The following is a 14705-nucleotide window of genomic DNA, read 5'->3' on the forward strand; positions in this document are numbered from 1 at the left end:
GTAAAGCCGCTTTGCTTGTAACGTAACTGTGCTTATTGTTCAGCCTTCTGAACAAACCCCCACCTGTAATGGTTGATTTATTCATGCAATTGTCTGGCTCCCGTAAATCCCGTCGCTGGTTGATCAGTTTGTTGGTCCTGTTGGTCATTGTTGCCTTGTGCTGGCGGTTCTGGCCTGCGTCCACTGCCGGCAAGGGGGCCGAGAGCAACAAGAAGCCGGCTGCAAGCGGCATGGCACGACCCGGCTTCGGCGGATCGGCTGTCGCGGTCCCGGTGCGTGTGGCCCCGGCTACCGAAGGTGATTTTCCGATCTACTACAAGGCGCTTGGCACCGTGACGGCAATGAACACCATCAATGTGCGCAGCCGCGTGGCGGGGGAGCTGGTCAAGCTTTATTTCCAGGAAGGGCAGATGGTCAAGGCCGGTGATCTGCTGGCTGAAATCGATCCGCGCAGCTATCAGGTGGCGTTGCAGCAGGCCGAAGGTACCCTGGCCACTAACCAGGCGCTGCTCAAGAATGCTCAGCTCGATGTGCAGCGTTACCGAGGCTTGTTTGCCGAGGACAGCATCGCCAAGCAGACCCTCGACACTGCCGAGTCGCTGGTCAATCAATACAAGGGCACGATCAAGACCAATCAGGCTGCTGTGGCTGACGCAAAACTGAGCCTGGACTTCACTCGCATCCGTGCCCCGATTGCCGGGCGTGTCGGCCTCAAACAGCTGGACGTGGGCAATCTGGTTGCCGCCAACGACACCACTGCACTGGTGGTGATTACCCAGACCCAGCCCATATCCGTGGCGTTCACGCTGCCTGAAAAGGACCTGTCGAAAGTCATTTCCCGCTACCGCACCGGCGACAAGCTGCTCGTTGAAGCCTGGGACCGTGGCGATACGAAGATGCAGGCCAGCGGCGTACTGGCCAGCCTCGACAACCAGATCGACGTGGCCACCGGCACACTGAAGTTCAAGGCGCGTTTCGATAACAGTGACGAGGTCCTGTTCCCCAATCAGTTCGTCAATGTGCGGCTGCGCGCCGACACGCTGAAAAAAGTCACGCTCGTACCGACTGCGGCGGTGCAGTTCGGCACCGACGGGACCTTTGTGTATGTGCTGGACGGTGACAAGAAGGTCAAACTCAAACTGCTGAAAACCGGCCCGAGCGACGAGACATCCACAGTGATTACCGAAGGTCTGGCAGCCGGCGAGCGGGTGGTGCTCGAAGGCACCGATCGTCTGCGCGACGGTGCCGAAGTCGAGGTCGTCAACGACAGCAAGGAAGTGCCGGCCGGCCCGACTCAGAAGCTGCAAGGCAAGCCTGACAGCAAGACCGACAAGTCGGCGGCGCTCGGCAAGGTGGAAAAACCAAGCGTATGAACATGTCACGCCTGTTCATCCTGCGTCCGGTTGCCACCACGCTGAGTATGTTGGCAATCGTCCTGGCGGGTCTGATCGCCTATACCTTGCTGCCTGTTTCGGCGTTGCCCCAGGTCGACTATCCGACCATCCGGGTGATGACCCTGTACCCGGGCGCCAGCCCGCAGGTGATGACCAGCTCCGTGACTGCGCCTCTGGAACGTCAATTCGGACAGATGCCCGGCCTGACCCAGATGGCCTCGACCAGCTCGGGCGGTGCGTCGGTCATTACGTTGCGCTTTAGCCTTGAAATCAATATGGATGTCGCCGAGCAGCAGGTGCAGGCGGCGATCAATGCGGCCACCAACCTGCTGCCGACCGATCTGCCGGCGCCTCCGGTCTACAACAAGGTCAACCCGGCCGACACACCGGTTCTGACCCTGGCGATCACCTCGAAAACCATGTTGTTGCCCAAGCTCAATGATCTGGTCGATACGCGCATGGCGCAGAAGATCTCGCAGATCAGCGGTGTGGGCATGGTCAGCATTGCCGGCGGGCAGCGGCAGGCGGTACGGATCAAGGTCAACCCGGAGGCGTTGGCCGCCAACAGTCTCAACCTGTCCGATGTACGTACCCTGATCAGCGCCTCCAACGTCAACCAGCCGAAGGGCAATTTCGACGGGCCGACCCGGGTTTCGATGCTGGATGCCAACGATCAGCTGAAGTCTCCGGAGGAGTACGCCAACCTGATTCTGGCTTACAAGGATGGCGCACCCTTGCGCCTGAAGGATGTGGCCGAAATCGTCAATGGTGCCGAAAACGAGCGGCTCGCGGCCTGGGCCAATCGGAGCCAGGCGGTGCTGCTCAACATTCAGCGTCAGCCGGGCGCCAACGTCATTGAGGTGGTCGACCGGATCAAGGCGTTGCTGCCGTCGATCACCGAAAACCTTCCGGCAGGGCTCGACGTCGTGGTCCTGACGGACCGTACGCAGACCATCCGTGCGTCGGTGACCGATGTTCAGCACGAACTGCTGATCGCGATCGTCCTGGTGGTGCTGGTCACCTTCCTGTTCCTGCGTCGTTTCAGCGCGACGATCATTCCGTCTATCGCCGTCCCACTGTCGCTGGTAGGCACGTTCGGCGTGATGTACCTGGCCGGTTTTTCGGTCAACAACCTGACGCTGATGGCCATGACCATTGCGACCGGTTTCGTCGTCGATGACGCCATCGTCATGCTGGAAAACATCTCCCGACACATCGAAGAGGGCGAGACGCCCTTGCAGGCCGCACTCAAGGGCGCGAAGCAGATCGGTTTCACCCTGATTTCCCTGACCCTGTCGCTGATTGCGGTATTGATCCCGCTGTTGTTCATGGCCGACGTGGTCGGGCGGCTGTTCCGCGAGTTCGCGATTACCCTGGCGGTCGCGATATTGATATCGCTGGTGGTCTCGCTGACCCTGACGCCGATGATGTGCGCGCGCTTGCTCAAGCGCGAGCCCAGGGAAGAAGAGCAGAGCCGTTTTTACCGGGCCAGCGGTGCCTGGATCGACTGGCTGATCGACATCTACGCGGGCAGACTGCGCTGGGTGCTCAAGCATCAGCCACTGACCCTACTGGTTGCCCTGGCCACCCTGGCCTTGACTGTGTTGCTGTACATCGTCGTACCCAAAGGCTTTTTTCCGGTGCAGGACACCGGAGTGATTCAGGGTATTTCGGAAGCGCCGCAGTCGGTGTCGTTCGCCGCGATGAGCCAGCGTCAGCAGGCACTTGCCGACATCATTCTCAAGGACCCGGCAGTGGTCAGTCTGTCGTCCTACATCGGTGTCGACGGTGACAACGCCACGCTCAACAGTGGGCGCCTGTTGATCAACCTCAAGCCTCACGGAGCGCGCGACCTGACCGCGTCCGAGGTGATCCAGCGCCTGCAACCCGAGGTCGACAAGCTGTCGGATATCCGCCTGTTCATGCAGCCGGTGCAGGACCTGACCATTGAAGACCGCGTCAGTCGCACCCAGTATCAATTCAGCATGTCGTCGCCCGACGCCGAGCTGCTGACGCTGTGGAGCGAAAAACTGGTAGACGCGCTCGGCAAGCGGCCCGAGCTGACGGATGTGGCCAGCGACCTGCAGGATAAAGGTTTGCAGGTGTACCTGAACATCGATCGTGATGCGGCCAGCCGGGTCGGGGTCACGGTTGCGAACATTACCGATGCGCTGTACGACGCATTCGGTCAGCGCCAGATATCCACCATCTACACGCAGGCCAGCCAGTACCGCGTGGTGCTGCAGGCTGCGTCGGGCAGTGAACTTGGCCCGGCGGCGCTCGAGCAGATCCACGTCAAGACCACCGATGGCGCGCAGGTGAAGCTATCCAGCCTGGCAAGTGTCGAGCAGCGCCAGGCACAGTTGGCCATCGCCCACCTCGGGCAGTTTCCGGCGGTGATGATGTCGTTCAACCTGGCGCCCGATATTGCCTTGGGCAAGGCGGTGAAGGTGATCGAGGAGGTCGAGCAGGAGATCGGCATGCCGATCGGCGTGCAGACTCAGTTCCAGGGCGCTGCCGAAGCGTTTCAGGCTTCGTTGTCCAGCACGTTGCTGCTGATTCTGGCGGCGGTGGTCACCATGTACATCGTGCTGGGCGTGCTCTACGAGAGCTACATTCACCCGATTACCATCCTCTCGACCCTGCCGTCGGCAGCAGTGGGAGCCTTGTTGGCTCTGCTGATCAGCGGCAACGATCTGGGGATGATCGCGATCATCGGCATCATTCTATTGATCGGCATCGTCAAGAAGAACGCGATCATGATGATCGACTTCGCGCTCGACGCGGAGCGCAACCGCGGTGTTGCGCCCGAGCAGGCGATCTACGACGCGGCACTGTTGCGCTTCCGGCCGATTCTCATGACCACCCTGGCCGCATTGTTCGGCGCCATCCCGCTAATGCTCGCCAGTGGCTCCGGCGCCGAATTGCGGCAACCACTGGGGCTGGTGATGGTTGGCGGACTGTTGCTCAGTCAGGTGCTGACACTGTTCACAACGCCGGTCATCTACCTGTATTTCGACCGCCTTGGCCGTCGCTGGAGTCGCAAACCGGCTGACCCGGACCGACTGGAACGGGCTGACGCATGAACCTCTCAGCGCCGTTCATCAGTCGCCCCGTTGCGACCGTTCTGCTAAGCCTGGCGATCATGCTGCTGGGCGCGGTGAGCTTTCGCTTGTTGCCGGTGGCACCGTTGCCGAACATGGATTTCCCGGTGATTGTGGTCTCGGCCAGCCTCGCCGGTGCCAGTCCGGAAGTGATGGCGTCCACGGTGGCAACGCCGCTGGAGCGATCGCTGGGCAGTATTGCCGGTGTCAACACCATGACCAGCAATTCAAGCCAGGGCACCACGCGGATCATTCTGCAGTTCGATCTGAATCGCGACATCAACGGCGCCGCGCGGGAAGTGCAGGCGGCGATCAATGCCTCACGCAATCTGCTGCCCAGCGGTATGCGCAGTATGCCGACCTACAAGAAGGTCAACCCGTCCCAGGCGCCGATCATGGTCTTGTCGATGACGTCGACGGTGCTGGAAAAGGGCCAGCTTTACGACCTGGCGTCCACCATCCTGTCACAGAGCCTGTCACAGGTTTCCGGGGTCGGCGAAGTGCAGATCGGCGGCAGCTCGCTGCCTGCTGTGCGTATCGAACTGGAGCCGCAGATGCTCTCCCAGTACGGTGTATCGCTGGACGACGTACGCACTGCCATCACTGGCACCAACGTACGACGGCCGAAGGGCTTTGTGGAGGACGACCAGCATAACTGGCAGGTGCAGGCCAACGACCAGCTGGAAACCGCCGAGGATTATGCGCCGCTGATCATTCGCTACAAGGACGGAGCGACCTTGCGCCTGAAGGACGTGGCGAAAGTCAGCGATGCCGTGGAAGACCGTTACAACAGCGGGTTCTACAACAATGACCGTGCCGTGCTGCTGGTCGTCAATCGCCAGGCGGGCGCCAACATCATTGAAACCGTGGCGCAGATCAAGGCGCAGTTGCCGGCGCTGCGAGCGGTGCTGCCGGCCAGTGTCAGTCTCAATATCGCGATGGACCGCTCGCCGGTGATCAAGGCGACGCTGCACGAAGCCGAAATGACCCTGCTGATTGCCGTGGTGCTGGTGGTGATGGTGGTGTTCCTGTTCCTCGGCAGTTTTCGCGCCTCGCTGATCCCCACCCTGGCGGTTCCGGTATCGCTGGTCGGCACCTTTGCGATCATGCACCTGTTCGGCTTCTCCCTGAACAACCTGTCACTGATGGCGTTGATCCTCGCGACCGGTCTGGTGGTGGACGATGCCATCGTTGTGCTGGAAAACATATCCCGGCATATTCACAACGGCCTCGACCCCATGAAAGCGGCTTTTCTGGGCGCCAAGGAGGTGGGGTTCACCTTGCTGTCGATGAACGTCTCGCTGGTCGCGGTGTTCATTTCCATCCTGTTCATGGGCGGTCTGGTCGAAAGTCTGTTTCGCGAGTTTTCCATCACCTTGTCGGTAGCGATCATCGTCTCGCTGATTGTGTCCCTGACCCTGACGCCGATGTTGTGCGCGCGTTGGTTGAAGCCACGCGAAGCCCATGGGGAAAACGCCTTTCAGCGCTGGAGCGAGCGGGTCAACGATCGAATGGTGGCAGGCTACGACCGCTCGCTGGGCTGGGTGATGCGGCATCGACGGCTGACGCTGCTCAGCCTGCTGGTTACCGTGGTGGTCAATATCGCGCTGTATGTGGTGGTGCCCAAGACCTTTCTGCCGCAGCAGGACACCGGGCAACTGATGGGTTTTGTTCGCGGTGACGACGGTCTTTCGTTTTCGGTCATGCAGCCGAAAATGGAGACCTTCCGCCTGTCGATTCTCGCTGACCCTGCGGTGGAAAGCGTTGCCGGTTTTATCGGTGGCAGCGGTGGCACCAATAACGCCTTCATGATCGTGCGCCTCAAGCCGATTGCCGAGCGCAAGCTGTCTGCCGAGAAAGTGGTCGAGCGCCTGCGCAAGAACATGCCGCATGTGCCGGGCGGCAGGTTGTTCCTGGCCCCGGATCAGGACCTGCAACTGGGCGGCGGTCGCGAGCAGACCAGTTCACAGTATCAATACATCGTGCAGAGCGCTGATCTGGGCAGTCTGCGTCTGTGGTACCCCAAGATTGTCGCAGCGCTCAAGTCGGTGCCCGAGCTGACCGCCATCGACGCACGGGAAGGGCGCGGGGCACAACAGGTGACCCTGGTGGTCAACCGTGACACGGCCAAGCGACTGGGTATCGATATGAACATGGTCACGGCGGTGCTCAACAACGCTTACAGCCAGCGCCAGGTATCGACCATCTATGACAGCCTCAACCAGTACAAGGTGGTGATGGAGGTCAATCCAAAATACGCCCAGGACCCGGTGACGCTGGAGCAGGTTCAGGTCATTACCGCAGACGGGCAGCGTGTACCGCTATCGAGCATCGCCCATTACGAGCGCAGCCTGGCCAATGACCGGGTATCGCATGACGGTCAGTTCGCGGCCGAGAACATCTCCTTCGATCTGGCCGAAGGGGCCAGCCTCGACAAGGCCACCGTGGCGATAGAACGGGCGATTGCCGCCATCGGGCTGCCATCCGACATCATTTCCAAGATGGCCGGGACCGCCAACGCCTTCGCTTCCACGCAGAAGAGTCAGCCGTGGATGATCCTCGGTGCGTTGCTGGCGGTGTACCTGGTGCTGGGTATCCTCTATGAGAGCTACATTCATCCGCTGACGATCCTCTCGACGCTCCCGTCCGCAGGCGTTGGCGCATTGCTGACGATCTATGTGCTGGGCAGCGAATTCAGCCTGATTTCCCTGTTGGGGCTGTTCCTGCTGATTGGCGTGGTGAAGAAAAACGCGATCATGATGATCGACCTTGCCCTGCATCTGGAGCGCGAACAGGGAATGACGCCGCAAGAGTCGATTCGCAGCGCCTGCCTGCAGCGCCTGCGGCCCATTCTGATGACCACGATGGCCGCCATCCTGGGTGCCTTGCCGCTGCTGCTGAGTACCGCCGAAGGTGCCGAAATGCGCAAGCCGCTGGGTTTGACCATCATTGGTGGCCTGATCTTCAGCCAGGTCCTGACCCTCTATACCACCCCGGTGGTTTACCTTTATCTCGACCGTCTGCGCCATCGTTACAACAAATGGCGTGGCGTGCGCACCGATGCTGCTCTGGAAACTCCGCTATGACCGAACGCCTGGCATTCACCTCCCGCCCGACAGGGCTGATTCGTCCATTCGCGCTGGGGCTTTGCGTCGTGCTGCTCAGCGCCTGCGCTGTGGGTCCGGATTACCAGAAGCCGTCGATGGCCGCGCCCGCGCAGTTCAAGGCTGCGCAGGGCTGGCGTGCGGCCACGCCAAGTGACGGGATGGCCAAAGGTGCATGGTGGGAGGTGTACAAGGACCCGCAGTTGAACGCTCTGGTCGAGCGCCTCAACACCTCCAACCAGACAGTCGCCCAGTACGACGCGCAGTATCGACAGGCACAGACACTGGTGCGCAGCTCCAGGGCTGCCTTCCTGCCGACCCTCGACCTGACGACCGGCAAGACGCGCTCGGGGCAGGGCACTGGCACCTCGAACACCGGCACCAGTGCCTCGGGGATTCGCAACAGTTACAACGCGCAGTTGGGCGTCAGTTGGGAGGCCGACGTCTGGGGCAAGCTGCGTCGTGGGCTGGAAGCCGACACCGCCAATGCGCAGGCGAGTCTTGCCGACCTGGCGGCGATGCGCCTGAGCCTGCAATCGGAACTGGTGCAGAATTACCTGCAATTGCGCGTGATCGATGAACAGAAACGCCTGCTGGAGTCCACAGTGGATGCCTACCAGCGCTCCCTGACCCTGACGCAGAACCAGTACCGCGCCGGTATTTCCGGAAGTGATGCTGTTGCGCAGGCACAGACGCAACTGAAAAGTACCCAGGCCGATCTGATTGACCTGGCCTGGCAACGGGCGCAATACGAGAATGCCATCGCCGTACTGATGGGCATGGCGCCGGCAGACTTCAATCTGCCCGTCACCACTTCAATTCCGCAGTTGCCGCAAATCCCGCCAGGCCTGCCTTCGCAGTTACTCGAGCGCCGCCCTGACATTGCCGCAGCCGAGCGCTCGGTAATGGGCGCCAATGCCAACATCGGCGTGGCCAAGGCGGCTTATTATCCGGACTTCACGCTGAGCATGAGCGGCGGTTACAGCAGCAGTACCTTTGCCAACTGGATCAGCCTGCCCAACCGCTTCTGGTCGGTGGGCCCGCAGTTGGCGCTGACCCTGTTCGACGGCGGAAAACGTTCGGCCGAGGTCGATCGCACCGAAGCGGTGTATGACCAGACTGTCGCCCAGTACCGGCAGACCGTGCTGAACGGCTTCCAGGAGGTCGAAAACTATCTGGTTCAGCTCAAGGTATACGAGCAGGAAGCGGCGGTACGCCAGGAAGCGCTGGTCTCGGCTCGTGACTCGCTGCGCCTGACCAACAATCAATACAAGGCCGGGTTGATCGGTTACCTGGACGTCGTCAATGTCCAGGCCACCGCATTGAGCAACGAGCGCAGTGTGCTCAGCGTGCTGCAAAGCCGTTTGATTGCCAGCGTTCAATTGATCGCCGCACTGGGCGGGGGCTGGAATGCCGAGACAGGCCTGACGCTCCGGGAGTGAATATTTCGGGTTCAAACACACTTTTTCAGTGAACTGTTCGCAGTAACCGGAAAAATAATAGCTATTCGCCATCTTTGCGACCAAGTGCCGCGACATTCTGCCGCGAATGCGTACAATCACCCGCACAAGATCGGCATGGACGCGCTCATTGGTTTCCAGGTGCGTTTATGTTGATTGGCAGTTACATCCCTTCACTCGTCGTAATCTCGATTCTCGTCGCTATTCTTGCTGCGTACACGGCCCTCGATCTGGTTGGCCGCATCGTCTCGGCCAGGGGCCGTGCCGTTCACGTATGGATCGCGGGAGGCGCGATCGCGATGGGCGTCGGTACCTGGTCAACGCATTTCATCGGTATGCTGGCGTTCGTATTGCCCATCAACCTTGGCTATGACGTGCCACTGGTGCTGCTTTCGCTGTTGATCGCCATCGGCTTTTCAGGGTTCGCCCTGTGGCTCGCCACCCAGCCGCGATTGCCTGCCCTGCAACTGAGCTTGGGGGCGTTATTGCTGGGGCTTGGCATCAGCGCCATGCACTACACCGGCATGGCGGCCATGAGCATGCAGCCGGGGATTCAATACACGCCGTGGCTGTTGGTACTTTCGTTGGTGATCGCTGTCGCTGCGTCCGCGGCAGCACTGCGAATAGCCTTCCATCTTCGTCAGCGACGCCCCAGAGTCTACCTCCTACGCGCCTCGGCGGCACTGTTGCTCGGGCTGGCTGTCATTGGCATGCATTACACCGGTATGGCCGCTGCGAATTTTGCTGATGGCAGCTTTTGCGGGGCGCTGCCGCAGGGGCTGAGCAGCAACGGGCTGGACAGATTCGTGCTGGTCGCCAGCCTGTCGATTCTGGGGATTGCGCTGTTCAGCTGCATTCTCGATTCTCACCTGGAAACACGTACCGCGGTTCTGGCCGATTCCCTGACTGAAGCCAATCTGGAACTGACCCACCTGGCCCTGCATGACAACCTGACCGGTTTGCCAAACCGTGCGTTGTTGACGGAGCGCATTGATCGGGCAATGAAGAGGGCCAATGAGACGGGTGGGTGCTTTGCATTGATGTTCATGGACCTTGATGGCTTCAAACCGGTCAACGATGCATTCGGCCACCACACCGGCGACCTGCTGTTGCGGCAGGTCGCCTTGCGTCTTCGCAACAGCCTGCAGCGGCGTGACACGCTGGCAAGAGTCGGCGGCGATGAGTTCGTCCTGCTGGTGGAGCTTCAACACCCTGAGGATGCATTGGCCGTTGCCAGACGACAGGTCAACGAAGTCGGCAACCCGTTCACCATTGGTGAACATCAGTTGCAGATTTCACTGAGCATCGGCATCTGCATCTACCCGGGCAATGGCAGCACCCAGCATGAGCTTCTGATCAATGCCGACGCCGCTATGTACCACACCAAGGCTGCCGGCAAGAACGGCTACAGCTTTTTCGATGCGTCGATGAACAGTAACGCCCGCAATCAGCTGCAAATGTCGCAGGATTTGCACAAGGCGATCAAGCATCGACAGTTCTGTATCTATTACCAGCCCAAGTTCGATGCCATGACCGTACTGCCCGTAGGGGCAGAGGCGTTGTTGCGCTGGAACCATCCGGAACAGGGGATCCTCGCTCCCGACCTGTTCATCGCCATGGCAGAGAAAACCGGTCTGATCATTCAGATCGGCGAGTGGGTCCTGGATGAAGCCTGTCGGCAAATGCGTGAGTGGTACGCGCAGGGTTACTCGCACTGGCGCATTGCAGTCAACCTGTCAGCCTTGCAGTTCTGTCATTCCGGGCTGGTCACGGCAGTGGCGGACACACTGGCGCGGCATCAGTTACCGGCCAACTGCCTGACCCTGGAAATCACCGAAACCACTGCCATGCATGATGCGGATGCCAGCCTGGCGGTGTTGAGAAGGCTTTCGGAAATGGGTGTGGACCTGTCGATCGATGATTTTGGCACCGGTTACTCCAGCCTGATGTACCTGAAGCGATTGCCTGCCAATGAAATCAAGATTGATCGAGGCTTCGTCCGCGATCTGGAGCATGACACCGACGACGCTGCCATTGTTTCGGCCATCGTGGCGGTAGGGCAGGCGCTGAATCTGCGGATAGTCGCCGAGGGCGTCGAAACCGCCGTTCAGCAGCGTTTCCTGACTCATTTGGGGTGCCACTCGCTGCAGGGCTTCCTGCTGGGTTATCCGTTGCCGGCCCAGCAGTTTCTCGAAGAAATCCATGCTGCTGAGGCAAAAGCTGCGGTGGATGAGTCCGATACCGGGCAATCCGATTTCTGAAACGCACAGATGGCGCTGGACGGTAAAGGCTGGCACGATCTGAACCGGCTGGTTAACCTGCGAGGGTTGGCTGGATCCTGATGTCGGCCTTTAAAAAAACACGAGACACTCCATGGAAAAAGTCCTCATTATCACCGGTGGTTCGCGCGGGATCGGCGCTGCCACGGCGCGTCTGGCCGCCTCACAGGGTTATCGGATCTGCATCAATTACCTGTCGGATCATGCCGCCGCCGAAAAGACCGCAGTCCAGGTAAGGGCGATGGGCGCCAGAGCGATCACCGTGCAAGCCGACGTCAGCAACGAAGATGAGATCATGCGGCTGTTTGCCCGGGTCGACGCCGAACTCGGTCGAGTCACTCATCTGGTCAACAATGCGGGCACCCTGGCGCAGGCTTCCAGAGTCGAGGACATGTCGGAATTTCGCATGTTGAAGATGATGATGAACAACGTCGTCGGCCCGATGCTGTGCAGCAAACACGCCTTGTTGCGCATGTTGCCGGCACACGGGGGGCACGGCGGCAGCATCGTCAACGTATCCTCGCTCGCGGCGCGCCTCGGCTCGGCAGGCGAGTACGTCGACTATGCGGCATCCAAAGGGGCACTGGACACTTTCACTATCGGACTTTCCAAAGAGGTCGCGACGGAAAACGTGCGCGTCAACGCAGTACGTCCGGGTTTCATCTTCACCGACTTTCACGCCCTGAGCGGCGATCCGTTCCGCGTCAGCAAGCTTGAGGGTGCATTGCCCATGGGCCGTGGCGGTAACGCGGAGGAAGTGGCCGAGGCCATTCTCTGGTTGCTGTCGGACAATGCGTCGTATACGACTGGAACGTTCATCGATGTAGCGGGAGGGCGCTGAAGGCGTCCATGCTCGGACAGACGCCTTCAGATCCCGTTTACTGACTCGTCACACCGTAACCGGTGGCGCATTGGCAGGCGGGTCGCCGACTGGCGTTTCATTGGGTGGTGGCGTGGATGGCGGCGGCTCCTGTTCGGGGATTGGCTCGGGCAGGGCGGGGTCATCGATGTTTGGATCGGGTACTTCTACCGGATTGGGTAGGGTCATGGTTGCAGCCTCCTTGTCGACCCTGTTTACGACCGCCCGGCAGGGCCGATGATTCAATTGATTTGCTTCCCGCTACAGTCGCCTCGTTGATCCGCTCGCTGGCTGCTTCATCTCTGCGCACGACCACCAAACATCCTCAAAACCTTTGAACTTTACCCTCGTTGACCGCTCGGAACCTAGGCAGCGGAAATAGACGAGTCGCCAGCACAGTGCGATCGTACGCTGCCATACCGTCAATTTTTCCATTGCATGGAATGCACAGGAGCGTCCCTGGGGCGTGAGGAGTGATGCTCGATGAATGAACAGCCATACGGTCCGGATTCCCTGGCCACCGATGTCCCGCAAGCAACCCTTCCGCTGTCACTGACCCAGGCGCTGCAATTACCCCGCATCGTGATCGAAGACACGTTGCCGGTGATCGACGGTGGCCTGTTTGCGGCCAAGGCGATCATCGGGCAACCGGTTACCGTGACCAGCAAGGTCTATGCCGATGGGCACGACAAAATGGCGGTGAATATCCGCTGGCGTGCTGCCGATGAAGAACACTGGCACAGCGCGCCAATGCGCGAACTGGGCAATGACAGCTGGGTTGGTGAATTCACCCCGACCTCCGTAAGCCGTCATGTGTTTCGCCTCGAAGCCTGGATCGATCAGTTCGGCAGCTACCGCTATGAACTGGAAAAGAAGTTCGGCGCTGGCGTTCCTGTCGATCTGGAGCTGGAAGAGGGCCGCATTCATCTGGTCCACGCCGCCGAGCGCAGCCAGAACGAACAGCGCCAGCAGATCGAAAGTCTGCTGGGTCAGCTTGAACAGGGCGATAAAGACGAGAAAGTAGCGCTACTGTTGCACAGCGAAACCGCCAGCCTGATGAAGCTGGCCGACAATCAGGCCTTCCTGAGCCGCAGCGTCGAGTTCCCGCTTGATGTCGAGCGTGAGCTAGCACAGTTTGCCAGCTGGTACGAGCTGTTTCCCCGTTCGATGACCGACGATCCGGCGCGCCACGGCACATTCAACGACGTCCATTCGCGTCTGCCGATCATTCGCGACATGGGCTTCGACGTGCTGTATTTCCCGCCGATTCATCCTATCGGCCGTGCCCACCGCAAGGGGCCGAACAACTCCCTGACCGCCGGACCTGATGATCCGGGCAGCCCGTATGCAATTGGCAGCGGGGATGGCGGCCATGAAGCCATTCACCCACAGCTGGGCAGCCGTGAAGATTTCCGTAACCTCGTGAAAGCTGCAGCCGACCATGGTCTGGAAATCGCGCTGGATTTCGCCATTCAGTGTTCCCAGGATCACCCGTGGCTCAAGCAGCATCCGGGCTGGTTCTCGTGGCGTCCGGACGGCACGATCCGTTATGCGGAAAACCCGCCGAAAAAGTATCAGGACATCGTCAACGTCGATTTCTACGCACCAGACGCCATCCCCGGCCTGTGGACGGAGTTGCGCGACATCGTTCTGGGCTGGGTCAACGAAGGGGTGAAAATCTTCCGCGTCGACAACCCGCACACCAAACCGCTGCCGTTCTGGCAGTGGATGATCGGCGAAGTGCGCAGTCAGCACCCTGAGGTGATGTTCCTGGCCGAAGCCTTTACCAAGCCGGCAATGATGGCACGCCTGGGCAAGGTCGGTTACAGCCAGAGCTACACCTATTTCACCTGGCGCAACACCAAGGCGGAACTCTCTGAGTATTTCACTCAGCTCAATGAAGTCCCGTGGCGTGATTGCTATCGCCCGAATTTCTTCGTCAACACGCCCGATATCAACCCGCGCTTCCTGCATGAGTCCGGTCGCCCTGGGTTTCTGATCCGGGCGGCACTGGCCACTATGGGCTCCGGGCTGTGGGGTATGTATTCGGGGTTCGAGCTGTGCGAAGCGGCACCAATCCCTGGCAAGGAAGAGTATCTGGACTCGGAGAAGTATGAGATTCGGGTTCGCGATTACGCGGCGCCGGGCAACATCATTGCCGAGATCGCTCAGCTCAACCGTATTCGTCGGCAGAACCCTGCGCTGCAAACGCACCTGGGGCTGAAGCTGTATAACGCGTGGAATGACAACATCCTGTATTTCGGCAAGCGCTCTGCGGATGGCAGCAACTTCATTCTGGTTGCCGTCAACCTTGACCCGTACAACGCACAGGAAGCGGATTTCGAGTTGCCGCTGTGGGAAATGGGTCTGCCGGATGACGCCGCTACGTCGGGTGAAGACCTGATGACAGGGCACCGCTGGACCTGGTATGGCAAGTATCAGCACACGCGTCTCGATCCAGCTCAACCGTTTGGAATCTGGCGTATCCAGGCCGCGCAATAACAC

At 60.0% G+C, this 14705-nt stretch carries 8 protein-coding genes; 7 read left to right on the top strand and 1 reads right to left on the bottom strand.

Annotation, left to right across the window (positions count from 1 at the left end):
• Positions 1 to 68: 68 nt before the first annotated feature.
• The 6 genes from LCH65_RS13965 to LCH65_RS13990 all read left to right on the top strand — a co-directional run bounded on the left by LCH65_RS13965 (position 69) and on the right by LCH65_RS13990 (position 12182).
• A complete protein-coding gene (locus LCH65_RS13965) occupies positions 69 to 1373 on the top strand; it encodes an MdtA/MuxA family multidrug efflux RND transporter periplasmic adaptor subunit (RefSeq protein WP_226439555.1) in 1305 nt (434 codons plus the stop codon).
• Entirely contained in the window at positions 1370 to 4480 is a 3111-nt protein-coding gene (locus LCH65_RS13970; RefSeq protein ID WP_003434108.1) for an MdtB/MuxB family multidrug efflux RND transporter permease subunit, read from the top strand. Before LCH65_RS13965 ends, LCH65_RS13970 begins: the two co-directional genes overlap by 4 nt.
• Positions 4477 to 7584, top strand: a complete 3108-nt coding sequence (locus tag LCH65_RS13975) for an efflux RND transporter permease subunit (protein ID WP_003369446.1) — start codon at positions 4477 to 4479, stop codon at positions 7582 to 7584. The genes LCH65_RS13970 and LCH65_RS13975 overlap by 4 nt, the downstream gene beginning before the upstream one ends.
• A complete protein-coding gene (locus LCH65_RS13980) occupies positions 7581 to 9044 on the top strand; it encodes an efflux transporter outer membrane subunit (protein WP_003369448.1) in 1464 nt (487 codons plus the stop codon). Before LCH65_RS13975 ends, LCH65_RS13980 begins: the two co-directional genes overlap by 4 nt.
• A gap of 167 nt (positions 9045 to 9211) precedes the next feature.
• Complete coding sequence (locus LCH65_RS13985; protein ID WP_226439556.1) at positions 9212 to 11323, top strand: bifunctional diguanylate cyclase/phosphodiesterase; 2112 nt, start codon at positions 9212 to 9214, stop codon at positions 11321 to 11323.
• A 112-nt stretch (positions 11324 to 11435) separates the two neighbouring features.
• Complete coding sequence (locus tag LCH65_RS13990; RefSeq protein WP_226439557.1) at positions 11436 to 12182, top strand: SDR family oxidoreductase; 747 nt, start codon at positions 11436 to 11438, stop codon at positions 12180 to 12182.
• Positions 12183 to 12230: 48 nt separating this feature from the next.
• Here LCH65_RS13990 and LCH65_RS13995 read toward each other — a convergent pair whose 3' ends face one another.
• Positions 12231 to 12389 (bottom strand): hypothetical protein, encoded by a 159-nt coding sequence (locus LCH65_RS13995; RefSeq protein WP_072366551.1) that lies wholly within the window; start codon positions 12387 to 12389, stop codon positions 12231 to 12233.
• Between the two features lie 294 nt (positions 12390 to 12683).
• On the opposite strand from LCH65_RS13995, the gene LCH65_RS14000 reads away from it, so the two are divergent.
• The gene (locus LCH65_RS14000; RefSeq protein WP_003434101.1) at positions 12684 to 14702 is read left to right on the top strand and encodes an alpha-1,4-glucan--maltose-1-phosphate maltosyltransferase; all 2019 of its coding nucleotides are present in this window, start codon (positions 12684 to 12686) and stop codon (positions 14700 to 14702) included.
• The last annotated feature ends 3 nt before the right edge of the window (positions 14703 to 14705 follow it).

The organism is Pseudomonas sp. MWU16-30316 (assembly GCF_020515645.1).
Classification (GTDB): Bacteria; Pseudomonadota; Gammaproteobacteria; order Pseudomonadales; family Pseudomonadaceae; genus Aquipseudomonas; species Aquipseudomonas cerasi.